The organism is Variovorax sp. LjRoot84 (genome assembly GCF_964254305.1).
Classification (GTDB): domain Bacteria; phylum Pseudomonadota; class Gammaproteobacteria; order Burkholderiales; family Burkholderiaceae_C; genus Variovorax.
In genome coordinates, this window is the sequence record NZ_CAXUTE020000001.1 from 1,247,649 (window position 1) to 1,269,890 (window position 22,242).

The window sequence follows — 22,242 nt, forward strand, 5'->3', positions numbered from 1 at the left end:
CCTCGATAATATAACAACAGTTATAACTTCAGGGAATCGCGATGTCGGCGCTCAAACTAACGCAAATTGGTAACTCCGTGGGCGTGATCCTGCCCAAGGAAGTGCTGGCGCGCTTGAAGGTCGAGAAGGGGGACACGCTGTTCATGACCGAGGCTGCAAACGGTGTGACGCTGACACCGTACGACCCCGACGTGGAGGAGCAACTGAAACTGGGGCGCGAGTTCATGCGTGAGTTTCGGGACACGTTCCATCAGCTCGCCAAATGAGGGAGTGGCGCTGGATCGACCAGCGGTCTCTGATGCTGTTGCACGATGAGAGCCTGGCGGAGCATGGCGGTGCCCCAGGCTTGCGTGACGAAGGGTTGTTCCAGTCTGCATTGGCGCGGCCCCGCAATCTGGTTGCCTGCGGCAAGCCTGATCTCGCCGATCTGGCTGCAGCCTACGGCGTCGGGCTTGCCAAGAATCATCCATTTGTCGATGGCAACAAGCGCGCTGCGTTCCTTGCTGTGGGTTTGTTTCTCGCACTGAATGGTCAGCGATTGGTTGCTGCTCAAGCTGAAGCGACCTTGGTGATGTTCGACGTCGCCGCCAGCGCGATCGACGAGCAAGGCTTCGCCGCCTGGATTCGAGAGCACTTGCAGGCGCGAACCGGCTGAGCTGCTTCAGAACAAAAAGTACCGCTGCGCCATCGGCAGCGAAACCGCCGGATCGCAGACGAGCAGCTGCCCGTCGGCGCGCACCGCATAGGTCTGCGCATCGATCTCCATCTTCGGCGTGTAGGCGTTGTGCACCATGTGCTGCTTGCGGATGCCGCGGATGTTCTTCACCGCGCTCAGGGTCTTGGCAAGCCCGTAGCGCTCGCCGATGCCGGCGGCCAGGCCGGCCTGCGAGACGAAGGTCAGCGAGCTCTTCGCCAGCGAGCCGCCGAAGGCGCCGAACATCGGGCGGTAGTGCACCGGCTGCGGTGTCGGAATGGATGCGTTGGGATCGCCCATCGCGGCCATCGCGATCGTGCCGCCCTTCAGGATCGCGAAGGGCTTGACGCCGAAGAAGGCCGGCTTCCACACCACCAGGTCGGCCCACTTGCCGACCTCGATGCTGCCCACCTCGTGCGCGATGCCGTGCGCGATGGCGGGGTTGATCGTGTACTTGGCGACGTAGCGCTTGGCGCGGAAGTTGTCGTTGCGCGCGCCGTCTTCCGGCAGCTTGCCGCGCTGGCCCTTCATCTTGTGGGCGGTCTGCCAGCAGCGGATGACGACCTCGCCGACCCGGCCCATGGCCTGGCTGTCGGAGCTGAACATGCTGATCGCGCCGAGGTCGTGCAGGATGTCTTCGGCCGCGATCGTTTCCTTGCGGATGCGGCTTTCGGCGAAGGCCAGGTCTTCGGGGATGCCGGCATCGAGGTGATGGCACACCATCAACATGTCGACGTGTTCGTCGAGCGTGTTCACGGTGTAGGGCATGGTGGGGTTGGTGGAGGAGGGCAGGAAGTTCGGCTCGCCCACCACGCGCAGGATGTCGGGCGCATGGCCGCCGCCCGCGCCTTCGGTGTGGAAGGCGCAGATCGCGCGGCCCTTCACGGCCGCGATGGTGTTCTCGACGAAGCCGGATTCGTTCAGCGTGTCGCTGTGGATCGCGACCTGCGTGTCGGTGGCGTCGGCCACGTCGAGGCAGTTGCTGATCGCCGCCGGCGTGGTGCCCCAGTCTTCATGCAGCTTGAGGCCCATGACGCCGGCATCGATCTGCTCGTGCAGCGCAGCCGGCAGGCTCGCGTTGCCCTTGCCGAGGAAGCCGAGGTTCATCGAAAAGGCGTCGGCCGCCTGGAGCATGCGCTCGATGTGCCAGGGCCCCGGCGTCGCGGTGGTCGCGAAGGTGCCGGTTGCGGGGCCGGTGCCGCCGCCGAGCATGGTGGTGACGCCGGACGCGAGCGCCTCTTCGATCTGCTGCGGGCAGATGAAGTGGATGTGGCTGTCGATGCCGCCGGCGGTGACGATGTTGCCCTCGCAGCTGATGACCTCGGTGCCCGGGCCGATGACGATGTCCACGCCAGGCTGCACGTCCGGGTTGCCGGCCTTGCCGATCGCGACGATGCGACCGCCCCGAAGGCCGATGTCGGCCTTGACGATGCCCCAGTGGTCGAGGATCAGCGCGTTGGTCATCACCGTGTCGACCGTGCCCTCAGCCCTCGTGCGCTGCGACTGCGCCATGCCGTCGCGGATGGTCTTGCCGCCGCCGAACTTGACCTCCTCGCCGTAGCCACCGGCGCGCAGGGTGTAGTCCTCTTCCACCTCGATCACGAGATCGGTGTCCGCCAGGCGCACGCGGTCGCCCACGGTGGGGCCGAAGATTTCGGCGTAGGCACGCCGGCCGATCGTTGCCATGTTTAGAGCTTTCCTTGAACCAGTCCGCGGAAACCGTAGACGAGGCGGTCGCCGGCGAAATCCACCAGTTCGACCGTGCGCTGCTGCCCCGGCTCGAAGCGCACCGCGGTGCCCGAGGCGATGTTCAGGCGCATGCCGCGCGCAGCCTCGCGGTCGAAGCCCAGCGCGCCGTTGGTCTCGGCGAAGTGGTAGTGCGAGCCGACCTGGATCGGACGGTCGGCGGTGTTCTGCACCACCAGCGTGATCGCGCGGCGGCCGGGATTGAGGACGTGATCGCCCTCGTCGGTGATGAGTTCGCCGGGAATCATGATGCCTCCGCCGCCGGGCCGCCCCAAGGCGGAGGCGCCTCCCCCTCGGGGGGTGGCGAAGCACACGAAGTGGCGAGCCGGGGGGCGGTCATACAACGCCGCCGAGCAGTGCAACGCCGAAGATCGCCACCGCTGCGCCCGCAACGCGCGGCACCCAACGGTTCGCATGGCGCAGCGACCAGCCGATCGCGATGCCGGCCGCATGCAGCAGCACCGTCGCAGCGAGCATGCCGGCCAGGGTGAGCGCGGCACCGGATTCGCCTGCCAGCTCCTGACCATGCGCGACGCCATGGAACACGGCGAACAGGCCGACCAGCGCGGCGGCGGCCAGCGCCGGCAGGCGGCGCTGCGTGACGACCAGCAGGCCCAGCCCCAGCAGCGACGCAGCGATCAGGGGCTCGACGACCGGGAGTTGCACGCCCGCCAACCCGAGCAACGCGCCGGCCAGCAGCATCAGCGCGAAGCCCAGCGGCGCCCACAGCAGGTCGGGCCAGGCACGGCGCGCGGTGAGCGCGCTCCACAGGCCGACCGCCACCATCGCAGCCAGGTGGTCAAACCCCGTCAGCGGGTGCAGGAAGCCGGACATGAATCCGTGGTGCAGGCCGGCATCGGCGCCGGTGTGGGCGGCCGCGGCCAACGGCAGCGCCGCAATCAAGAGCAGAGGGGCTTGGCGAAGAAGGCGCATGGTGGTGGCGGGTGGTTTTTCAAACGATGGGTTGGTGCACGGTCACGAGCTTGGTGCCGTCCGGAAAGGTGGCCTCGACCTGGATGTCCGGAATCATGTCGGCCACCCCGTCCATCACGTCGGCGCGCGACAGGACGCTGCGGCCCTCGCTCATCAGGGCGGCCACGCTCTTGCCGTCGCGCGCACCTTCCATCACGGCAGCCGAGATCAGCGCCACGGCTTCGGGGTAGTTGAGCTTCAGCCCGCGTGCGCGGCGCCGTTCGGCCAGCAGGGCGGCCGTGAAGATCAACAATTTGTCTTTTTCTCGCGGTGTGAGTTCCATGAGCGGCGATGTTGCAACACTCGTGCCGTGGCACGAAAGCTGCACTTTGAACCGGTGGACTCTACCGCCGTTCCCCCGCTCCCGAGCGACGAAGCCCCGCAGCGCATCGTCAAGGTTCGGCGCGACTACAACAGCTGGGTGGCGCGCGAAACGCTCGAGGACTATGCCCTGCGCTACACCCCCCAGCGCTTTCGGCGCATGTCGGAATGGCGCGTGGCGAGCACGGCCTTCGGCGGCGCGGCCTCCTTCCTGATCCTCGAAGCGGTCGGCGCCACGCTGCTGGTGCAGTACGGCTTCATCAATGCGGCCTGGGCGATCCTGGTCACCGGGCTCATCATCTTCCTGGCCGGCCTGCCGATCAGCGTCTATGCGGCGCGCTACGGCGTCGACATGGACCTGCTCACGCGCGGCGCCGGCTTCGGCTACATCGGCTCCACGCTGACCTCGCTGATCTACGCCTCCTTCACCTTCATCTTCTTCGCGCTCGAGGCGGCGGTGATGGCCTATGCGCTCGAGCTGGCGCTGGGCATCCCCGTGGTGTGGGGCTACCTGGTCTGCGCGCTGGTGGTGATTCCGCTGGTCACGCACGGCATCTCGGCCATCAGCCGGCTGCAGGTGTGGACCCAGCCGATCTGGCTCGTGATGCTGGTGGTGCCCTTCGGCTATGTGCTGGTGCGCGATCCTGGTGCGTTCGACGGCATCGTGCACTACAACGGCGTCAAGCCCGGCGCCATCGGATTCGATCTGCACCTGTTCGGTGCCGCCCTCACCGTCGGCATCGCGCTGATCACGCAGATGGGCGAGCAGGCCGACTACCTGCGTTTCATGCCGGTCCGCACCGCTGCCAACCGCGGGCGCTGGTGGGCCGGCGTGCTCGTCGGCGGGCCGGGCTGGGTGGTGCTGGGCGTGCTCAAGATGCTGGGCGGCGCGCTGCTCGCCTACCTCGCCATCGGCCACATGGTGCCGCCCGAGCGTGCGGTCGACCCCAATCAAATGTACCTGGCCGCCTACGAGTACGTGTTCCCCCAATACGGCTGGGCGGTGGCCGCGACGGCGCTGTTCGTCGTGATCTCGCAGCTCAAGATCAACGTCACCAACGCCTATGCGGGCTCGCTCGCCTGGAGCAATTTCTTCTCGCGCGTCACGCACAGTCATCCGGGCCGCGTGGTGTGGGTGGTGTTCAATGCGCTGATCGCCTTCATGCTGATGGAGATGAACGTGTTCGAGGCGCTGGGCGACGTGCTCGGCCTCTACGCCAACATCGCGATCGCCTGGATGATGGCGGTGGTGGCGGATCTCGTCGTCAACAAGCCGCTGGGCCTCTCGCCGCCGGGCATCGAGTTCAAGCGCGCGCACCTGTGGGACATCAACCCGGTCGGCGTCGGCGCGATGGCGCTGGCCTCGGCCCTGTCGATCACGGCGCACCTGGGTGTGTTCGGGCCGATGGCGCAGGCCTTCTCGGCGCTGATCGCGCTGGGCACCGCCTTCGTCGCGGCGCCGCTGATCGCCTGGGCCACGCGCGGCAAGTACTACATCGCGCGGGTGTCCGACGACTGCGGCTCGGCGCCTTTCGAACCGGCCACCGGCCGCGCGGCGGTGCGCTGGGCGCGCGTCGAATCGGAGGCCGGCAGCTACCGGCGCCTCAGCACGCAGCGCTGCGTGATCTGCGAGCGCGAGTACGAAGGCCCCGACATGGCGCACTGCCCCGCCTACCAGGGCGCGATCTGCTCGCTGTGCTGCACGCTCGACGCGCGCTGCGGTGATCTCTGCAAGCCGCAGGCGAGCCTCTCGGCGCAATGGTCGGGCGCGCTGCGCTGGCTGCTGCCGCGTCGCGTCTGGCCCTACCTCGATACCGGGCTCGGCCACTTCCTGCTGCTGATGCTGATCGTGGTGCCGCTCCTCGCTGCGGTCTTCGGCGTGCTCTACCAGCAGGAACTGCGCGGCCTGGGCGAAGGGGTGCTGGCCGAAGCGGCGAACCCCGCGCACCTGCGCTCGGGCTTTCTCAAGGCCTACATGGCGCTGCTGCTGATCGCCGGCATCGTCGCCTGGTGGCTGGTGCTCGCGCACCAGAGCCGCAAGGTGGCGCAGGAAGAATCGAACCGCCAGACCCACCTGCTGGTGCGCGAGATCGAGCTTCACCGCGAGACCGACCGCGCCTTGCAGGCCGCCAAGCAGACGGCCGAGCAGGCGCGCGAGCAGGCGGACCAGGCGAACCAGGCCAAGAGCCGCTACATCAGCGCCATCAGCCACGAGCTGCGCACGCCGCTCAACAGCATCCTGGGCTATGCGCAGCTGATGGGGGAAGACGCGGCCGTGCCGCCGCACCGGCAGCAGGCGGTGGCGGTCATCAAGCGCGGCGGCGAGCACCTGCTGTCGCTGATCGAAGGCACGCTCGACATCGCGCACATCGAGGCTGGCAAGCTCACGCTGCATGCCAGGCCGATGGAGTTCGCCGAGCTCATGAGCGAGCTGGCCGACATGTTCGAGCTGCAGGCGGCCGAGAAGGGCCTGGCCTTCCGCTTCGAACCCGCCGGCGAACTGCCCGAGCTGGTGCGCGCCGACGAGCGGCGCGTGCGGCAGATCCTCATCAACCTGCTGGGCAATGCGATCAAGTTCACCGCCAGCGGGCAGGTCACGCTGCGCCTGCGCTATGCGCGAGAGTTCGCGGCCATCGAGGTCGAGGACACCGGGCCCGGCATGTCGGCCGAGGAACTGAGCCGCATCTTCGAGCCCTTCGCGCGCGGCACGAGCGCCGGCCCGTCCGCGCCCGGCGCGGGCCTGGGCCTCACGATCGCGAAGATGCTGATCGACCTGATGGGCGGCGAGATGAGCGTGCAGAGCGCGCCCGGCGCCGGCTCGGTGTTTCGGGTGCGGCTGTTCCTGCCGCGCGTGCACGAGGCGCCGGCCAACGGCGGGCGGCGCACGACCGCGGCCGCGCCCCGGCCGCGGCGCGGCTACGAAGGCCCGCGCCGTCGCCTGCTGGTGGTCGACAACGAAGAGGCCGACCGCGAACTGCTCGTGCACCTGCTCGCGCCGCTGGGCTTCGAGCTGCGCACGGCGGCCAGCGGCCACGATGCGCTGGACCTGATCGCCGCCGGCTGGCATCCCGACGCGATGTTCGTCGATCTCGCGATGCCCGGCATCGACGGCTGGGAAACCATCCGCCGCTCGCGCGCGCTCGGGCTCGCGCAGGCGTCCGTCGCAATCGTCTCGGCCAATGCCTTCGACAAGCGGCTGGACAACGACGTCGGCATCGCGCCCGAGGATTTCTTCGTCAAGCCGGTGCGCCACAGCGAGCTGCTCGACTGGCTCGAGCGCCGGCTCGCGCTGCGCTGGACCGACAGCGCCGTGGCACCGCCGCCGGCGCCCTCGCTGCCGGCGGCCGTGCTGCCCGATGCGGCCAGCCTGCGAGCGCTCGAGGAGGCCGTCGGCCTCGGCTACTTCCGCGGCATCATGAACCAGCTCGACGCCATCGATGCGGCCCAGCCCGAATGCGCGGGCTGGACGGCGGCGCAGCGTACGCTGGCGCGGCAGTTCCAGTTCGAGGCCATGAGCCGTGCCTTGAATTCGGCGGCGGGCACCTCATGAGCAGCGAGCCCCCGCCACCCCTGGTGCACAGCCTGCGCGAGCACGCCGGCACCGGCGACCTGGTGCTGATCGTCGACGACGTGCCCGACAACCTCGCGGTCCTGCACGATGCACTCGACGAATCGGGCTATGCGGTGCTGGTCGCGACCAGCGGCGAGCAGGCCCTGCAGCGCGCGGCCCAGGCGCGCCCCGACATCGTGCTGCTCGACGCGATGATGCCGGGCATCGACGGCTTCGAAGTCGCGCGCCGCCTCAAGGCCGATGCCGCGACGGCCCACATCCCGATCGTCTTCATGACCGGTCTCACCGAGACCGAGCACCTGGTCGCGGCGCTGGAGGCCGGCGGCGTCGACTACGTCACCAAGCCGATCAAGCCCAAGGAAGTGCTGGCGCGCATGAATGTGCACCTGCAGGGCGCGCGCGCCGCGCGGCAGGCGGTGCAGCAGGCCGGGCAGGCACGCAATGCGCTCGATGCCTTCGGCTACGCGAGCTTCACCGTGCGCATGCCCGAGGGCAGGCTGATCTGGCAGACCGCGCTGGCGCGCGACCTGCTGCAGCGCTACTGCGCCACGGCCGCGCCGGCCACGCCGCCGGTGGTGCTCGAATGGCTGCGCCAGCACCTGCCCGACGCGCAGCAGCGCCAGGTCGAGCCGCCCGTGCTCTCGATCGCGCAGGGCGCCGCCAGCCTCAGCCTGCGGCTGCATCAGCAGACCGGGCACGACGAGGAGGGCGACGACTGGCTGATCATCATGCGAGAGGTCTCCGGCACCGCGGTGATCGAGGCCATGAGCCTGAGCCTGAAGCTCACCGCACGCGAGGCCGAGGTTCTGTACTGGGTGGTCAAGGGCAAGACCAACAAGGACATCGGCGAGATCTTGGGCAGCAGCCCGGCCACCGCCAAGAAGCATCTGGAGCGCGTGTACGTGAAGCTTGGCGTCGAGACCCGTACCGCGGCCGCCGGCGTGGCAATGAAACGCATTCGCGAGCTGCAGCCGCAGTTCGAAATATGAGCCGATGAATTGACGCCGGCCGCTCCTAGAATGCGCGGCCATGATTCGACCCTATCTGATGGCCCCGCTGTGGTTCGCTGCAGCCTCCGCGCAGGCCGGCGGCCATTTCGACGTCGACGATGCGGGCACGCTCGATCGGGGCCAGTGCCAGTACGAGTTGTGGGGTACGCGCACCCGCAGCCAGCAGACCACGCTCTGGCACCTCGGGCCGGCCTGCCGCGTCGGCCCGGTCGAGCTGGGTCTCAACATCGATCGCATCGCGGTGGCCGGGGATCGCCTGCACACGGCGGGCCCGCAGCTCAAGTGGACCTTTCTCGGGCAGGCGCCCGATGCGCAGTGGAGCGCGGCCGTCTCGATGGGCGCAACCTTCGAGCTGCCGCGCCACGGCGGCCGCACCGGCGGCCAGTTCGTCGTTCCCGTGACCTGGCGCGCGACCGACAGCCTGCAGGTCCACGCCAACCTGGGTGCCGACTGGGCCCCCGGCACCGGCGCGCGCAGCGGCCGCGGCGGACTGGCCGGCGAATGGGCGCTGAACGACACCGTGTCCCTGATCGCCGAGCGCAACCGTGCCTTCGGGCTCTGGACTTCGCGCGTCGGCGCGCGCTTCAGCCTGACGCCCCTGATCAGCATCGACGTGGGCGCGGCGCGCACCGGGCCCGGGGGCGTGCGCAGCGTGGCGATCGGCCTGAATCACGAGTTCGGGCGCTGAAGCGTGGCTATACTGCGCAGGAAGGACTCCGCAGTATAACCGTGGCCACCGTCTCCGAACCCTCGCTCTTCGAGGATCTGTCGCTCTCGGCGCAGACCAACTTCGCCGAACTGGTCGAGCAGGCGCAGGCGCGCATGCTCGATCGCTCGATCGCAGATCTGAGCGGTTCCTTCAACAAGAAGGAGGTCAAGGGCGTCATCTATTGGTATTGGCAGTTCCGCGATCTGGCCGGCAGGAACCACCAGGTCTATCTCGGGCCCGACGATGAGCGCCTGCGTGAGCTCATCGGGCTGCGCTCCGAAGGCAAGTCGCATGGCCACGATGGCCTGGCCAGGCTCGCCAGCGCATGCACTTCGCTTGGCTGCCTGAACGTGACGCCCCAGCACTTCAAGGTGATCAACAGGCTCTCGGAGCATGGCTTTTTCAACGCCGGCGGCGTGCTGATCGGCACACATGCGTTCATCGCTATGGGGAACATGCTCGGCGTGCGGTGGACGGGGGGCTGGAAGACGAACGACATCGACTTCGCGCACGCGGGCAAGAATGTGTCGCTTGCCTTGCCGACGAACACCGAGTCCGACGTGCACGACGCGATCACTTCGCTTCAGATGGGCTTGCTTCCGGTGAAGTCGATCGCGAGCGGGGCTGGCGCCACCTACCTGAATTCCAAGGGTGGCGAAATGCGGATCGATCTGCTGACGACCGCCGGTAGGAGCGATGCGGTTTACCGGCACGAGCCGCTCAAGGTGAATCTCCAGCCTCTGAAGTTCATGGAATTCTCCCTGGAGAAGATCGCCCAGACAGCCGTGATCTCGGGGGAACACGCGCTGATGGTGAACATACCGTCGCCGGTGCGCTACGCGCTGCACAAGCTGGTCGTCATGGCCGAGCGCGAAGAGGCGTTCCGCACCAAGATCCAGAAGGATGCGGGGCAGGTCGCCGCCATTGTTTCGCACGCACTCGAGCGCTCCCCGTATGCGCTCGACGAGGCAGCCGAGGACATCATGGGCCGCGGCAAAGGATGGCGCAGCCGTATTGCCGAAGGCACGCGTCTGCTGGCGCAGCACCACCCGTCGATCGCGGGGCAGCTGACCATGGTGCTAGAGCTTGCCGGCGCCAGTCGGCCGCGAGCGCCGCGGCGTCAACCGCCTACCAAGGCACCGTAGGCGCGCCGCGTCGCCGGCGCCACCGCATCGAGCACCTGCGCGTAGGAGGTCTTGTGGCGCGCCAGCAGCCGTGCCGAGGCGACCGCCTTCGACCTGCAGAACCAGTGGCAGGTGTGCTGCATGAGGAAGAGCTCGGCCGACAGGGTGAAGGCCTTGCTCTTGGGCGTGCGCTGAGCGCTGTTCGCTACCGCATCGGCGATGCCCCGCGCGTGGATCGCCAGCGCCTCGCGCATGTCGAAGCTGCTGCCGGGAAACAGCGTCTGCGCGAAGGGCAGCGCGATCGGGAACTTGCTCACGCGCGCGTCGGCCGCGCCGACCTTCGAGAACTCTGCGGCGAAGCGCGTGAACTGGCCGGCAAGCGTCTGCTCGCTGGTGGCCAGCAGGCTCCAGATCTGATCGCGGCGCTCGGGGTCGTTTTCGCCGAGGCAGCGCAGGTAGCCATCGGTGAGCTGCTCCATCAGGTGTTCGATCTGGTAGTTGCCGAGATGGCTGGCAAGGAGCGCGACGCGCCGCTTCTGCTCGCGGGACTTGATCAGGTAGGCACCGAAGAAGATCAGGGCCGTCAGGGTGAGAACTTCCATGACGCTGATTGTCAGCGCCAGAACCCGTCGAAGCCGTCCGGTGGCTCCAGCCGCCGGACGCGCAGCACCAGACGCAGCGGCCCGGGCATGACGCGAATGCGCTCCGGATGGCGTTCGTCGCCGGGGTAGGCGGTGGCGCGCATGCCCTCGATCTCGAAGGTGTGCGGCCGCACGAGGCAGGGCGGGCGGCTGTCGGCCTCGGCCAGCATCGCATCGACGCTGTTGAAGCGGCCCAGGTGCGCGAGGCTCATGATCTGCGGCGCGGCCAGAACGATGTCGCCGCGCCAGTAGCTTTCGAGCGCGGTGCGTGGCTGCAGCCAGTCGCTGTGCACGGCCTCGTGCGCATCGTGCCGCGCATGCTGCCCGGCGGGCGCGGCGGCGATGAAGAAGCGCGTGTCGAAGCGCTTGCCCGGCGATGACAAGGCCTGCAGCGGCGTGATCCAGCGCGACCACGGCCGCAGGGCACGCGTGTCCAGGCGCAGGCCGAGCCGGCCCAGCATGTCGTTGAAGGCGACGCCGGCCGCGGCCAGCGCGGCCGCCTGCCGCAGGGCTTCGGCGTCGAGTCCCTGCGCGAACAGCAGGCCGCATTCCTCGAAGACTTCGCGCGCCGCCGCCACATGGATCGCCGCGGCGGTCGCGGCATCGATGTCCTCGTCGTGCAGCAGCGCGTGCAGGCGATCGGGTTCCTGGTCCAGGCGCGCCTGCGCGTCGAGCCCGGCATCCGCCGGATCCACCTTGCCGCCGGGAAAGACGTAGGAACCGCCATGCACGTCCGACAGCGCATGGCGCTGGATCATGAGGACTTCGGGCCCGGCCGCGCTGTCGCGGCAGATGAGCACGGTGGCGGCGGGCCGGATGGGCGCCGGCGGCGCATCGGGTCGCGCGGCTTGCATCTTCAGCCCTCGGCGCCTTCCACCAGGAAGCGCACCCGCCGCACGCCCTGCCACTCGTCGGCATCGAGCCGGAACGCAATCACCACGCGCGGCGGCAGCGGTTCGGTGTGGCCGAACCAGATGCCGTCCACCGGCTTGCCCTGGTGCTTGAGTTTCAGCGCCAGATGCTTCTCGCCCACCAGCCGCTGCGAGATGACCTCGACCTCTTCGCTGAAGGTCGGCGGCGCAAAGCCTTGTCCCCACACTTCGCGGTGCAAGGTGTCGACCAGTTCGACGCGCAGGTATTCGGGCGCCAGCGGCCCGTCGGTGTCGAGCCGCCGCGTCAGCGCTGCGGCATCGAGCCATTCCATCGCCACCTGCGCCAGCGCGCGCTCGAAGGTCTCGAAATGTTCCTCGGCCACGGTGCAGCCCGCCGCCATCGCATGGCCGCCGAAGCGTAGCAGCACGCCCGGATGGCGCTTGGCCACCAGGTCCAGCGCATCGCGCAGATGGAAGCCCGGGATCGAACGACCCGAACCCTTGAGCTCGTGCGACTTGCCGTCGGCGGCGCTGGCCGCGAAGACGAAGGCGGGCCGGTGGAAGCGGTCCTTGAGCCGCGAGGCGACGATGCCGACCACGCCTTCATGGAAGTCCGCGCCGAACACGCTGATGGCGGCGGGCGGGGCCTGGCTGTCGTCGAACAGCGTCTCGGCCAGCATCAGCGCCTGCTCGCGCATGCCGCCCTCGATGTCGCGCCGCTCGCGGTTGATGCCGTCGAGCATGCGCGCCAGTTCGTCGGCGCGCGCCGCGTCCTCGGTCAGCAGGCACTCGATGCCCAGCGTCATGTCGGCCAGGCGTCCGGCCGCATTGATGCGCGGCCCGAGTGCGAAGCCGAAGTCGAAGGTGGTGGCTGCCTGCGCATTGCGGCCGGCGGCCTTGAAGAGCGCGGCAATTCCTGCCGGCATGGAACCAGCGCGGATGCGGCGCAGGCCTTGCGCGACCAGGCGGCGGTTGTTGGCGTCGAGCCTGACCACGTCGGCCACGGTGCCGAGCGCAACCAGCGGCAAAAGCGCATCGAGCTTGGGTTGCGTCGCGACATCGAACACGCCGCGCGCACGCAGCTCGGAGCGCAAGGCCAGCAGCACATAGAACATCACGCCGACGCCCGCGATGCTCTTGCTTTCGAACTCGCAGCCGGGCTGGTTGGGATTCACCAGCACGTCGGCCGCGGGCAGCGCCGGGCCGGGCAGGTGGTGGTCGGTCACCAGCACCGCGAGCCCGCGCGCCTTGGCGGCGGCCACGCCCTCGACGCTCGCGATGCCGTTGTCGACTGTGATCAGCACGTCGGCGCCGCTCGCGGCCACGCGCTCGGCGATCGGCGGCGTGAGGCCGTAGCCGTCGATCACGCGGTCGGGCACCAGGTAGCTCACCTGCTTCGCGCCGAGCAGGCGCAGGCCACGCACGGCCACCGCGCAGGCCGTGGCGCCGTCGCAGTCGTAGTCGGCCACGATGCACAGGCGCTTGTCGTCGCGGATCGCATCGGCCAGGAGCACCGCGGCCTCGCGCGCGCCGCGCAGGGTGGCGGGTGCGAGCAGGCGCACGAGGCCGTCGTCGAGCTCGTCCTTGCCCTGCACGCCGCGCGCGGCATAGAGCCGTGCCAGCAAGGGATGCACGCCGGCCTGTTCGAGCGCCCAGGCGCTGCGCGGGGGGATGTCTCGGGCGACGATCTTCATCACAGCGCTTCCAGCACGGCCGGTGCGCTCTCTCGCTGGAACAAGGACTTGGCCCAGCGTGCCAGGCCGCGCTGCTGCACGCCGAAGCGTCGCGCGCCGCGGTCGCCGCACAGCGTGATCGCCACGTCGGCGCCTTCGGTGTACACGGCCAGCAGCTCGGCCACCGGGCCGGCGTCCACCTCGCCCCAGGCCGCGGTCCAGGCGGCGGCATCGTCGCGCAACGCGGGAGCACGCAGCGCGTCGGCGACAGTGGGCCGCGCGTCGCCGAAGGAAGGGGGGAGGCGGCCGGTGCCGCTGAGCCAGAAGGAATTGATCGGCGGCACGCCGCGCGCAGTGCGCTCGTCGTTCACGCGCTCGGTGTAGAGCAGCATCTGCATCTCGTTCTGCAGCCGGCGCAGCGACCGGGCACCGTCGGCGAGCGGTGACCACTGCGAAATGGGGTAGCCGATCGCGCGGTCGATCGAGGCGGTGGCCAGGCCGTCGAACACCTGGCCTTGCGCAAGCCAGCGGCCCGGCGTGGGCGTGGCGTGCAGCGCGATGCCGTCTTCCTCGAAGAAGGGGCGCGCGGCCGCGAGCAGGGCGCCGGATTCGGCCGCGTCGATCCGGATCGCGGCTGGATCACCCAGCACCACGTCGTCGATGCCCACCTGCCAGTGACACAGGGTTGCGATGCCCCAGCTGTCGCCGTCACTGGTAGGCGAGAGCCCGGCCTGTTTCGCTTCCAGCGCCGCCCACGGGATCTGCCCATCGGCGGCTTCGATGCCGAGCGCCGCGGCCAGCGCACGTTCGTGGGGTGGCGAGAGCGTGCTTTCGTCCTGCGTGTCTTCGTGCACCAGCGCCAGGCGCGAGAGCAGCGATTCCAGCTTCGGCAGACGCAGGCCCGTCAGTGCTTCGCGGCAGGCCGGCGAGCTGCGGCCGGCGAAGGGGATCAGCAAATGGTGCGAAGTAGACAAGGCGGGCATGGGCCTATTGTCCGGGATGCCACAATCCGAGCGATGAACGACCCCCACGCTCTGCATGCCGTGTCATCGCTGCCCCCCGAGGGGGCGCAGGTCTCTCTTGGGGCGGCCCGGCGAGATACCTGATGCGACTCCCCTACGAACTGCAGCTCGGCTGGCGCTACACGCGCGCGGGCCGGGCGACGCGGCGCAACGGCTTCATCTCCTTCATCTCTGGCGTCTCGATGTTCGGCATCGCGCTGGGCGTGGCGGCGTTGATCATCGTGCTCTCCGTGATGAACGGCTTCCAGAAGGAAGTGACCGACCGCATGCTCGGCGTGATCTCGCACATCGAGATCTTTTCGCGCGACGGCCAGGCACTGGCCGACATCGATGCGATTGCCGCGGCGGCACGCAAGAACCCCAACGTCGTCGGCGTCGCGCCCTTCATCGCCGCGCAGGCGCTGATCGCGCGCGGCGAGGACATGAAAGGCACGCTGGTGCGCGGCATCGAGCCTTCGCTGGAGCCGCAGGTGACCGACATCTCCACCACCGCGCAACACGGTGCACTGGCGAAGCTGGTGCCGGGCGAATTCGGCATCGTGCTCGGCGTCGAGCTGGCGCGCTCGCTCTTCGTGCGCGTGGGCGACCAGGTCACGCTGATCGCGCCCGGCGGCCAGGTCACGCCGGCCGGCGTGGTGCCGCGCCTGAAGCAGTTCACCGTGGTCGGCACCTTCGATTCGGGCCACTACGAATACGACTCGGCGCTCGCGATGATCCACGAGCAGGACGCGGCCCGCGTGTTCCGGCTCGAAGGGCCGAGCGGCCTGCGCCTCAAGCTCAAGGACCTGCACCAGGCGCGCGAGGTGGCCGATCAGCTGGCCGTCACGCTGCCCGGCGAATTCCTGATCCGCGACTGGACGCGCCAGAACAAGACCTGGTTCGCGGCCGTGCAGGTCGAGAAACGCATGATGTTCATCATCCTCACGCTGATCGTCGCGGTCGCGGCCTTCAACCTGGTCTCGACCTTGGTGATGACGGTGACCGACAAGCGTGCCGACATCGCGATCCTGCGCACGCTGGGCTCGAGCCCGCGCAGCATCATGGGCATCTTCGTCGTGCAGGGCGCGATGGTGGGCGTGATCGGCACGCTCGGCGGGCTGCTGCTGGGCCTGGGCATCGCCTACAACATCGACGTCATCGTGCCGGCGCTGGAGCGGCTCTTCAACGCGCGCTTCCTGCCGCAGGACATCTACCTCATCAGCAAGATGCCGAGCGATCCGCAGCGCGGCGACATCATGCCGATCGCGCTGATCTCGCTTGCGCTGTCCTTCGTGGCCACGCTCTACCCGAGCTGGCGCGCCAGCCGTGTCAACCCTGCGGAGGCCTTGCGCTATGAATAAGCGGGCCCCCACGCTCGGCACTGACGTGTCCTCGCTGCCCCCCGAGGGGGCTGCCATCGGCTTGGGGCGGCCCGGCGCCGATGGTGGGGTCGTCCTGCAAGTCAGAGGCCTCACCAAGCGCTTCCACGAAGGCCGCATCGATCTCACCGTGCTGCACGGCGTCGACCTCGACGTGCGCGCGGGCGAGACGCTCGCCATCGTCGGCGCCTCGGGTTCGGGCAAGAGCACGCTGCTGCACCTGATGGGCGGGCTCGATGCGCCCACGGCCGGCAGCGTGGAATTGCACGGCAAGAACATCGCGCATGTCGATGCGGCCGAGCAGGGCCGGCTGCGCAATGCGCACCTGGGTTTCGTCTACCAGTTCCACCACCTGCTGCCGGAGTTCAGCGCGCTCGACAACGTCGCGATGCCGCTGAAGATCCGCCGTACCGAGCCGCAGGCCGCGGCACGGGCCGCGAACCTGATGCTGGCCGCCGTGGGACTGGCCGAACGCACCCACCACCGGCCGGCCGAGCTTTCGGGCGGCGAGCGACAGCGTGTTGCCATTGCGCGCGCGCTCGTGACCCAGCCCGACTGCGTGCTGGCCGACGAGCCCACCGGCAACCTCGACCGCAACACGGCCGACAGCGTGTTCGCGCTGATGCTGCAGCTCGCGCACGAGCGCCGCACGGCCTTCGTCGTGGTCACGCACGACGAGAGTCTGGCCAAGCGCTGCGACCGGGTGCTGCGACTCACCGCGGGCCGTCTCGCAGGCTGAGCTGCGGCCGCTTGCCAAAGCCGGGCGCGGTCACCACACTGGGGCTTCGTTCGACAGCGCAAGGAGCCCCATGGAAACCCCGGACCTCCCGCCTTCCACCACGCTCGAGCAGCGCAGCTCGTACCTGGAAGAGAAGGCCTTCAAATCGCGCACGCTACTGATCTTCGGCGCCATCACGGACCAGTCGGCCGCCGACGTGGTGCGCCGGCTCATCGCCCTCGACGCCGACAGCCAGGAACCCATCGACATCCTGGTCAGCTCGCCGGGTGGGCACCTGGAGTCGGGCGATGCCATCCACGACCTCGTGCGTTTCATCAGCGCGCCGGTGAACATGATCGGCACCGGCTGGGTCGGCAGCGCCGCCACGCACCTCTACCTGGCGGTGCCGCGCGAGCGGCGTTTCTGCCTGCCCAATACGCGCTTCCTCATTCACCAGCCGAGCGGCGGCGCGGGCGGGCCGGCCAGCGACATTGCCATCCACGCACGCGAGATCCTGCGAGCTCGCACGCGCGTCGCCCAGGCGATCGCGCGCGAGACCGGCAAGCCGCTGGACGCCGTGCTCGCCGACATCGAACGCGACCGATGGCTGTCGGCGGAGGAGGCGATCGACTACGGGCTGGTGTCGCGCATCATCCAGCGCAAGAGCGAGCTGCGCCCCTAGGCGCGCAGCTGCCGGCTTACTTCGGCTTGTAGGCCACCACGTCGATCTCGACCTTGGCGTCGACCATCAGGCGCGCCTCGGTGGTCGAGCGCGCGGGCCGGCCGGCACCGAAATAGCCCATGTAGACGCGATTGAAGGCACCGAAATCGCGCGCGTCCTGCAGCCACACGGTGGTCTTGCAGACGTCGTCGAGCGTCGCGCCGGCCAGCGCGAGCACCGACTTGATGTTCTCCATGACCTGCCGGGTCTGAGCCTCGATGCCGCCGACCACGATCTCGCCGTTCGCATCGGCGGGCACCTGTCCCGACACATAGATGAAGTCGCCCGCGCGCACGGCCGGGGAGAAGGGGCGGACCTGGTTGTCCGAGGCCTTGGGGGATGCACCGAGGTATTCGAGCGGCATGAAAAGCTCCTGGGTTGAGTGTGGATTGAAATTCTATTTCAGTAAAAATCCTGAAACATAGGGTTTACACGCGTGATTTGGCATGTTTGATGCTTCAAAGTCCGGCCGAAGAGAAAATATTTTTCACATCATCCGACCCACGAAGGAGTTTCACATGCAGACCCCCGGCCTCTCGAAGCGCAGCCTGCTCGGCGCGTTCCTCGTCAGTTTGCTGTTCGCCGTGGCGCCGGCCCAGGCCCAGGGGCCGCGCAATTTCGCGACCCTTGCCATGGTGGCCGAGCCGCAGACGCTGGACCCGATGGCCTCCACCGCCGACCTGGTCGGCACGATCATGCAGCACGTCTACGAGCCGCTCTACACCTTCGATGCGAAGTGGAACGTGGTGCCGATGCTGGCCGAATCGATGCCGAAGATCTCGGCCGACGGCAAGGCCTACGCCATCACCCTGCGCAAGGGCGTAATGCTGCACAACGGCCGCGAACTGAACGCCGACGATGTGGTCGCGAGCCTGCAGCGCTGGATCGAGCAGTCACCGCGCGGCAAGGCGGTGGGCAAGGAGCTCGAGAGCCTCAAGGCCAAGGGCCCGCTGGGCGTCGAGCTGGTGCTCAAGGCGCCCTACGCGCCGCTGCTCGCCCAGCTGGCGCTGCCCAGCGGCATGGCCGCGATCATGGCCAAGGACTCGATCGCGCAGCCGCTGAAGGATTTTGTCGGCACCGGTCCCTACAAGTTCAAGGAGCGCCGGCCCGACCAGTACGTGCTGCTCACGCGCTTCGACAAGTACAGCGCTCGCAAGGAGCCCGCGAGTGGCTACGGCGGCAAGCGCGAGGCGGCGATCGAGGAACTTCGCTTCGTGCCGGTGCCCAATGCCAACACGCGCGTCGAAGGCGCGCTGGCCGGCCAGTACGACTTTGCCGACCTGCTGCCGGTGGAAGCCCTGGCGCGCCTCGAGAAGGCCAGCGGCAAGACGCTGCCGATCATGACGCCGTCCTTCGGCTTCCCCTACCTCGTCTTCAACACCAAGGAAGGCGTGGCCGCCAGCCAGCCGCTGCGCCAGGCGATCCAGGTCGCGCTCGGCGAGGGCGAGATGCTCGCGGCCGGCTTCGGCGACACGCGCTTCTTCGTCGCCGAAGGCAATCACTTCCCCAAGGGCTCGCCCTTCTATGCCACGGGCGGCACCGATCTCTACAACCAGCGCAATGCGCCCAAGGCGAAGGAGGCCGCCGCCAAGGCCGGCTACAAGGGCGAGCCGATCCGCGTGCTGACCAGCCGCCAGTACGACTTCCACTACAACATGGCGCTCTTGATGGCCGAGCAGCTCAAGCGCGCCGGCTTCAAGGTCGATCTCAACGTGGTCGACTGGGCCACTCTGGTGCAGCGCCGCAACGACCCGAAGCTGTGGGACGTCTACGTCACGCATTCGGGCCAGTTCCCCGAGCCGATGCTCTCGCCGCCGCAGCTCGGCGACGGCGCGCCGGGCTGGTGGGATTCGCCAGCCAAGAAGGCCGCGCTGTCCGCCTTCAATGTCGAGAGCGATCCCGCCAAGCGCGGCGCGCTGTGGGGCAAGGTGCAGCAGGTGGTCTACGACGAGGTGCCTTACGTGAACGTCGGCAAGTTCAACGGGCTGTCGGCCAAGAGCCCGGCGCTGGACAACTACCAGCCGGCCACCTGGCCGTATTTCTGGAATACGCGCATCAAGTAACCCCACCCCGTTCGGGCTGAGCTTGTCGAAGCCGTCGTCGCACGTGCAAGCCCTTCGACAAGCTCAGGGCGAACGGTCGGAGAACTGAATGGTCCGCTATCTCTCGTCCCGCCTCGCGGGCATGCTGGTCGTGCTCGCCATCGTGGCGGTGCTGGTCTTCATCCTCACGCGCGCCGCCTCGGGCGATCCGGTCTCGGTGCTGCTCGGTGACCAGGCCACCGCCGCCGACATCGCGCGCGTGCAAAAGGAATACGGCCTCGACAAGCCGCTGCCGGTGCAGTTCGGCTACTGGCTGCGCGAAGTGCTGCAGGGCAACCTGGGCCAGTCGATCTTTCTGCAGCGGCCGGTCACGCAGGCGCTCATGGAGCGCGCGGAGCCGACCACGCTGCTGGCGCTGATGGCGGTGGCGATCGCGGCGCTGATCGGGCTGCCCTGCGGCATCGTCTCGGCGGTGTTCCGCGGGCGCGTGGTCGACCAGGTGTTCACCGGCATCGCGATGCTCGGCGCCAGCATCCCGAGCTTCTGGCTCGGCATCGTGCTGATCCAGCTCTTCGCGGTCTCGCTCGGCTGGTTCCCGGTTTCGGGCTACGGCGCGCCCGACGCGCCGCTGGCCGAGCGCCTGCATGCGCTGATCCTGCCGGCCGCGGTGCTGGGGCTCTTGAACTCGGCGTTGATCATCCGCTTCACGCGCGCCTCGATGCTCGACGTGCTGGGCGAGGACTATGTGCGCACGGCGCGTTCCAAGGGCCTGGCGGAAAGCACGGTGGTGCTCAAGCATGCGCTGCGCAACGCGCTGGTGCCGATCGTCACCGTGCTGGGGCTCACCATCGCGCTGATGATCGGCGGCGCCGTCGTCACCGAGACGGTGTTCGGCCTGCCCGGCGTCGGCAACCTGGTGGTGAACGCGGTGCTGCGGCGCGACTATCCGGTGATCCAGGGAGCCTTGCTCGTGATCGCTGCGATCTACGTGCTCATCAACTTCTCGATCGACTTGTTGTACGCCGTGGTCGACCCGCGCGTGAAGATCTGAATCATGCAAATGCCTCGAATGCTCCGCCAGCTGATGCACCGCCGCATCGTGATGGTCTCGTCCCTGGTGCTGCTGGTGATCGCGGTGCTCGCGCTCGGCGCGCCATGGTTCGCCTCGGCCGACCCCAACGACACGGCCGTGCTCGACCGCCTCAAGCCGCCGAGCGCCGCGCACCTGATGGGTACCGACGAGCTGGGGCGCGACATGTACTCGCGCATCGTCCACGGCGCGCGCTATTCGCTCGCGATCGCGGCGCTGACGGCGCTGGGCTCGGTGATCGCGGGCACCCTCCTGGGCCTGGTGGCCGGCTTCTTCCGCCGGCTCGATGCGCCGCTGATGCGCGTGGTCGACGCGATGATGTCCTTCCCCGACATCCTGCTCGCGATCGCGCTGGTCGCCATCCTCGGCGCCTCGCTGGGCAACGTGGTGCTGGCGCTGGTGCTGGTCTACACGCCGCGCGTCGCGCGCGTGGTGCGCGCCTCCACGCTGGTGGTGCGCGAGCTGCTCTTCGTCGAAGCCGTGCGCGCCTTGGGCGTGCGCACCTCGCGCATCCTGTGGCGCCACATCCTGCCCAACCTGATGTCGCCGATCCTGGTGCAGGTGTCCTTCATCTTCGCCTACGCCATCCTGGCGGAGGCGGGCCTGTCCTTCCTCGGCGTCGGCGTGCCGCCCGAGATCCCGACCTGGGGCACCATGGTCGCGGGCAGCCAGCAGTATGCGGACCGGGCCTTCTGGGTCGTGCTGTTTCCGGGGTTGGCGATCATCTTCACCGCGCTCTCGCTGCAGTTGCTGGGCGACGGCGTGCGCGACCTGCTGGACCCCAAGCTCAAGAAGGCAACGTGATGACGATGCACGCAACTCCACGTCTCGCGGTACGCAATCTCGGCACCTCCTTCCCCACCGAAGACGGTCTCGTGCGTTCGGTGGCCGAGGTGAGCTTCTCGATCCAGCCCGGCAAGACCACCGCGCTGGTCGGCGAGTCGGGCTCGGGCAAGTCGGTCACCAGCTTGACGCTGATGCGTCTCTTGCCCAAGACCGCCAACGCACAGATGAGCGGCGAGACCGCCTTCGCCACGCGCGACGGCCGCATGGTCGACCTGCTCACGCTCGGGGACCGCGACATGCGGCGCCTGCGCGGCAACGAGCTCGCCATGATCTTCCAGGAGCCGATGACCAGCCTGAACCCGGTCTTCACCATCGGCGAGCAGATCGCCGAGAGCGTGCGCCTGCACAAGGGACTGGACCGCAAGGCCGCGCTCGCGCATGCGCTGCGCATGCTGGAGCTGGTCGAGATCCCGGCCGCGGCGCGGCGCCTGCATGAATACCCGCACCAGCTCTCGGGCGGCATGCGCCAGCGCGTGATGATCGCGCTGGCCATGGCTTGCGACCCGACGCTCTTGATCGCCGACGAGCCCACCACCGCGCTCGACGTCACGATCCAGGCGCAGATCCTCGAGCTGATGCGCCGGCTGCAGGCCGAGACCGGCATGAGCATCCTGTTCATCACCCACAACCTCGGCGTGGTGGCGCACCATGCCGACGACGTGGTCGTGATGTATGCGGGTCGCGTGGTCGAGAGCGCACCGGTGCGGCCGCTGTTCGCCACGCCCGAGCATCCCTACACGCAGGGCCTGCTGGCCTGTCTGCCCGGCAAGGCGCACCTGCGCGGAGGGGCCAAGCCCAAGCGGCTGTTCGCGATTCGCGGCCAGGTGTCGAGCCCGCTGGCGCCGCCGCCGGGCTGCGCCTTCGAGCCGCGCTGCGACCATGCGGCGGAAGCCTGCCTGCAGGCCATCCCGCCGCTCGTCGAAACCCACCCCGATCGGCAGGCGCGCTGCATCCGCGTGCCGGCGATCCAACCACTCGCGAGGGCCGCATGAGTACGCCGCCGCCTTGCTCCCTCTCCCGTTCGCGGGAGAGGGCCGGGGTGAGGGTGCATCCCGAGGCCCCCGCCCTCATCCCCCGCCCTCTCCCGCCTGCGGGAGAAGGAGCCAATACCA

At 68.7% G+C, this 22,242-nt stretch carries 22 protein-coding genes; 13 read left to right on the forward strand and 9 right to left on the reverse strand.

Features of this window, described 5'->3' with window-relative positions:
- Positions 1-41 precede the first annotated feature (41 nt).
- Both ACSQ9I_RS06360 and ACSQ9I_RS06365 read left to right on the forward strand, forming a co-directional pair.
- Positions 42-266: an AbrB/MazE/SpoVT family DNA-binding domain-containing protein gene (locus tag ACSQ9I_RS06360; RefSeq protein WP_093108998.1), complete on the forward strand. Its 225-nt coding sequence runs from the start codon at positions 42-44 to the stop codon at positions 264-266.
- Complete coding sequence (locus tag ACSQ9I_RS06365) at positions 263-655, forward strand: type II toxin-antitoxin system death-on-curing family toxin (protein WP_436312612.1); 393 nt, start codon at positions 263-265, stop codon at positions 653-655. Before ACSQ9I_RS06360 ends, ACSQ9I_RS06365 begins: the two co-directional genes overlap by 4 nt.
- Positions 656-661: 6 nt before the next feature.
- Here ACSQ9I_RS06365 and ureC read toward each other — a convergent pair whose 3' ends face one another.
- The 4 genes from ureC to ACSQ9I_RS06385 all read right to left on the reverse strand — a co-directional run bounded on the left by ureC (position 662) and on the right by ACSQ9I_RS06385 (position 3,695).
- Complete coding sequence (ureC, locus tag ACSQ9I_RS06370) at positions 662-2,380, reverse strand: urease subunit alpha (RefSeq protein ID WP_436312613.1); 1,719 nt, start codon at positions 2,378-2,380, stop codon at positions 662-664.
- Between the two features lie 2 nt (positions 2,381-2,382).
- Positions 2,383-2,688, reverse strand: coding sequence for an urease subunit beta (locus ACSQ9I_RS06375; protein ID WP_093108995.1), 306 nt, complete (start codon positions 2,686-2,688; stop codon positions 2,383-2,385).
- A gap of 88 nt (positions 2,689-2,776) precedes the next feature.
- Positions 2,777-3,373 carry a HupE/UreJ family protein gene (locus ACSQ9I_RS06380; RefSeq protein ID WP_436312614.1) on the reverse strand — a complete coding sequence of 199 codons (597 nt, stop codon included), beginning with the start codon at positions 3,371-3,373 and terminating at the stop codon, positions 2,777-2,779.
- Positions 3,374-3,392: 19 nt separating this feature from the next.
- On the reverse strand, positions 3,393-3,695 hold the full coding sequence (locus ACSQ9I_RS06385) for an urease subunit gamma (RefSeq protein WP_436312615.1): 303 nt from the start codon (positions 3,693-3,695) through the stop codon (positions 3,393-3,395).
- Positions 3,696-3,749: 54 nt separating this feature from the next.
- On the opposite strand from ACSQ9I_RS06385, the gene ACSQ9I_RS06390 reads away from it, so the two are divergent.
- From ACSQ9I_RS06390 to ACSQ9I_RS06405, 4 genes are read left to right on the forward strand one after another with little or no spacing between them, the layout of a single operon-like run.
- Positions 3,750-7,283: a hybrid sensor histidine kinase/response regulator gene (locus tag ACSQ9I_RS06390; RefSeq protein ID WP_436312616.1), complete on the forward strand. Its 3,534-nt coding sequence runs from the start codon at positions 3,750-3,752 to the stop codon at positions 7,281-7,283.
- On the forward strand, positions 7,280-8,293 hold the full coding sequence (locus tag ACSQ9I_RS06395) for a response regulator transcription factor (RefSeq protein ID WP_093108992.1): 1,014 nt from the start codon (positions 7,280-7,282) through the stop codon (positions 8,291-8,293). Before ACSQ9I_RS06390 ends, ACSQ9I_RS06395 begins: the two co-directional genes overlap by 4 nt.
- Positions 8,294-8,333: 40 nt before the next feature.
- Positions 8,334-9,002: a hypothetical protein gene (locus ACSQ9I_RS06400; protein WP_436312617.1), complete on the forward strand. Its 669-nt coding sequence runs from the start codon at positions 8,334-8,336 to the stop codon at positions 9,000-9,002.
- A gap of 41 nt (positions 9,003-9,043) precedes the next feature.
- Positions 9,044-10,168, forward strand: a complete 1,125-nt coding sequence (locus ACSQ9I_RS06405; RefSeq protein WP_436312618.1) for a GSU2403 family nucleotidyltransferase fold protein — start codon at positions 9,044-9,046, stop codon at positions 10,166-10,168.
- Here ACSQ9I_RS06405 and ACSQ9I_RS06410 read toward each other — a convergent pair.
- From ACSQ9I_RS06410 to ACSQ9I_RS06425, 4 genes are read right to left on the reverse strand one after another with little or no spacing between them, the layout of a single operon-like run.
- On the reverse strand, positions 10,144-10,749 hold the full coding sequence (locus tag ACSQ9I_RS06410) for a hypothetical protein (protein WP_436312619.1): 606 nt from the start codon (positions 10,747-10,749) through the stop codon (positions 10,144-10,146). The genes ACSQ9I_RS06405 and ACSQ9I_RS06410 overlap by 25 nt on opposite strands.
- A gap of 11 nt (positions 10,750-10,760) precedes the next feature.
- Entirely contained in the window at positions 10,761-11,642 is an 882-nt protein-coding gene (locus ACSQ9I_RS06415; protein ID WP_436312620.1) for an NUDIX hydrolase, read from the reverse strand.
- Positions 11,643-11,644: 2 nt separating this feature from the next.
- The gene (recJ, locus tag ACSQ9I_RS06420) at positions 11,645-13,354 is read right to left on the reverse strand and encodes a single-stranded-DNA-specific exonuclease RecJ (RefSeq protein WP_436312621.1); all 1,710 of its coding nucleotides are present in this window, start codon (positions 13,352-13,354) and stop codon (positions 11,645-11,647) included.
- Positions 13,354-14,316, reverse strand: a complete 963-nt coding sequence (locus ACSQ9I_RS06425; RefSeq protein ID WP_436312622.1) for a hypothetical protein — start codon at positions 14,314-14,316, stop codon at positions 13,354-13,356. Before ACSQ9I_RS06425 ends, recJ begins: the two co-directional genes overlap by 1 nt.
- A 122-nt stretch (positions 14,317-14,438) precedes the next feature.
- Here ACSQ9I_RS06425 and ACSQ9I_RS06430 point away from each other — a divergent pair, with 122 nt between their 5' ends.
- The 3 genes from ACSQ9I_RS06430 (at position 14,439) to ACSQ9I_RS06440 (ending at position 17,113) form a co-directional block, all read left to right on the forward strand.
- A complete protein-coding gene (locus ACSQ9I_RS06430) occupies positions 14,439-15,695 on the forward strand; it encodes a lipoprotein-releasing ABC transporter permease subunit (protein WP_093108986.1) in 1,257 nt (418 codons plus the stop codon).
- Entirely contained in the window at positions 15,688-16,452 is a 765-nt protein-coding gene (gene lolD / locus ACSQ9I_RS06435; RefSeq protein ID WP_436312623.1) for a lipoprotein-releasing ABC transporter ATP-binding protein LolD, read from the forward strand. Before ACSQ9I_RS06430 ends, lolD begins: the two co-directional genes overlap by 8 nt.
- Before the next feature lie 70 nt (positions 16,453-16,522).
- Positions 16,523-17,113: an ATP-dependent Clp protease proteolytic subunit gene (locus ACSQ9I_RS06440; protein ID WP_436312624.1), complete on the forward strand. Its 591-nt coding sequence runs from the start codon at positions 16,523-16,525 to the stop codon at positions 17,111-17,113.
- Positions 17,114-17,129: 16 nt separating this feature from the next.
- On the opposite strand, the gene ACSQ9I_RS06445 is transcribed toward ACSQ9I_RS06440, so the two are convergent.
- Positions 17,130-17,516: a RidA family protein gene (locus ACSQ9I_RS06445; protein ID WP_093108983.1), complete on the reverse strand. Its 387-nt coding sequence runs from the start codon at positions 17,514-17,516 to the stop codon at positions 17,130-17,132.
- 154 nt (positions 17,517-17,670) lie between these two features.
- On the opposite strand from ACSQ9I_RS06445, the gene ACSQ9I_RS06450 reads away from it, so the two are divergent.
- The 4 genes from ACSQ9I_RS06450 (at position 17,671) to ACSQ9I_RS06465 (ending at position 22,122) form a co-directional block, all read left to right on the forward strand.
- Positions 17,671-19,215: an ABC transporter substrate-binding protein gene (locus tag ACSQ9I_RS06450; RefSeq protein WP_436293882.1), complete on the forward strand. Its 1,545-nt coding sequence runs from the start codon at positions 17,671-17,673 to the stop codon at positions 19,213-19,215.
- Between the two features lie 88 nt (positions 19,216-19,303).
- Positions 19,304-20,245: an ABC transporter permease gene (locus tag ACSQ9I_RS06455; protein ID WP_093108981.1), complete on the forward strand. Its 942-nt coding sequence runs from the start codon at positions 19,304-19,306 to the stop codon at positions 20,243-20,245.
- A gap of 3 nt (positions 20,246-20,248) precedes the next feature.
- A complete protein-coding gene (locus tag ACSQ9I_RS06460; protein ID WP_436312625.1) occupies positions 20,249-21,088 on the forward strand; it encodes an ABC transporter permease in 840 nt (279 codons plus the stop codon).
- Positions 21,088-22,122 carry an ABC transporter ATP-binding protein gene (locus ACSQ9I_RS06465; protein WP_436312626.1) on the forward strand — a complete coding sequence of 345 codons (1,035 nt, stop codon included), beginning with the start codon at positions 21,088-21,090 and terminating at the stop codon, positions 22,120-22,122. Before ACSQ9I_RS06460 ends, ACSQ9I_RS06465 begins: the two co-directional genes overlap by 1 nt.
- Positions 22,123-22,242: the final 120 nt, after the last annotated feature.

Bases quoted from the DNA above. Each gene is read 5' to 3' on its own strand.
- ACSQ9I_RS06360 (WP_093108998.1), top strand. From the start codon at position 42: ATGTCGGCGCTCAAACTAACGCAAATTGGTAACTCCGTGGGCGTGATC.
- ACSQ9I_RS06365 (WP_436312612.1), top strand. From the start codon at position 263: ATGAGGGAGTGGCGCTGGATCGACCAGCGGTCTCTGATGCTGTTGCAC.
- ureC (WP_436312613.1), bottom strand. From the start codon at position 2,380: ATGGCAACGATCGGCCGGCGTGCCTACGCCGAAATCTTCGGCCCCACC.
- ACSQ9I_RS06375 (WP_093108995.1), bottom strand. From the start codon at position 2,688: ATGATTCCCGGCGAACTCATCACCGACGAGGGCGATCACGTCCTCAAT.
- ACSQ9I_RS06380 (WP_436312614.1), bottom strand. From the start codon at position 3,373: ATGCGCCTTCTTCGCCAAGCCCCTCTGCTCTTGATTGCGGCGCTGCCG.
- ACSQ9I_RS06385 (WP_436312615.1), bottom strand. From the start codon at position 3,695: ATGGAACTCACACCGCGAGAAAAAGACAAATTGTTGATCTTCACGGCC.
- ACSQ9I_RS06395 (WP_093108992.1), top strand. From the start codon at position 7,280: ATGAGCAGCGAGCCCCCGCCACCCCTGGTGCACAGCCTGCGCGAGCAC.
- ACSQ9I_RS06400 (WP_436312617.1), top strand. From the start codon at position 8,334: ATGATTCGACCCTATCTGATGGCCCCGCTGTGGTTCGCTGCAGCCTCC.
- ACSQ9I_RS06410 (WP_436312619.1), bottom strand. From the start codon at position 10,749: ATGGAAGTTCTCACCCTGACGGCCCTGATCTTCTTCGGTGCCTACCTG.
- ACSQ9I_RS06415 (WP_436312620.1), bottom strand. From the start codon at position 11,642: ATGCAAGCCGCGCGACCCGATGCGCCGCCGGCGCCCATCCGGCCCGCC.
- recJ (WP_436312621.1), bottom strand. From the start codon at position 13,354: ATGAAGATCGTCGCCCGAGACATCCCCCCGCGCAGCGCCTGGGCGCTC.
- ACSQ9I_RS06425 (WP_436312622.1), bottom strand. From the start codon at position 14,316: ATGCCCGCCTTGTCTACTTCGCACCATTTGCTGATCCCCTTCGCCGGC.
- ACSQ9I_RS06430 (WP_093108986.1), top strand. From the start codon at position 14,439: ATGCGACTCCCCTACGAACTGCAGCTCGGCTGGCGCTACACGCGCGCG.
- lolD (WP_436312623.1), top strand. From the start codon at position 15,688: ATGAATAAGCGGGCCCCCACGCTCGGCACTGACGTGTCCTCGCTGCCC.
- ACSQ9I_RS06440 (WP_436312624.1), top strand. From the start codon at position 16,523: ATGGAAACCCCGGACCTCCCGCCTTCCACCACGCTCGAGCAGCGCAGC.
- ACSQ9I_RS06445 (WP_093108983.1), bottom strand. From the start codon at position 17,516: ATGCCGCTCGAATACCTCGGTGCATCCCCCAAGGCCTCGGACAACCAG.
- ACSQ9I_RS06450 (WP_436293882.1), top strand. From the start codon at position 17,671: ATGCAGACCCCCGGCCTCTCGAAGCGCAGCCTGCTCGGCGCGTTCCTC.
- ACSQ9I_RS06455 (WP_093108981.1), top strand. From the start codon at position 19,304: ATGGTCCGCTATCTCTCGTCCCGCCTCGCGGGCATGCTGGTCGTGCTC.
- ACSQ9I_RS06460 (WP_436312625.1), top strand. From the start codon at position 20,249: ATGCAAATGCCTCGAATGCTCCGCCAGCTGATGCACCGCCGCATCGTG.
- ACSQ9I_RS06465 (WP_436312626.1), top strand. From the start codon at position 21,088: ATGACGATGCACGCAACTCCACGTCTCGCGGTACGCAATCTCGGCACC.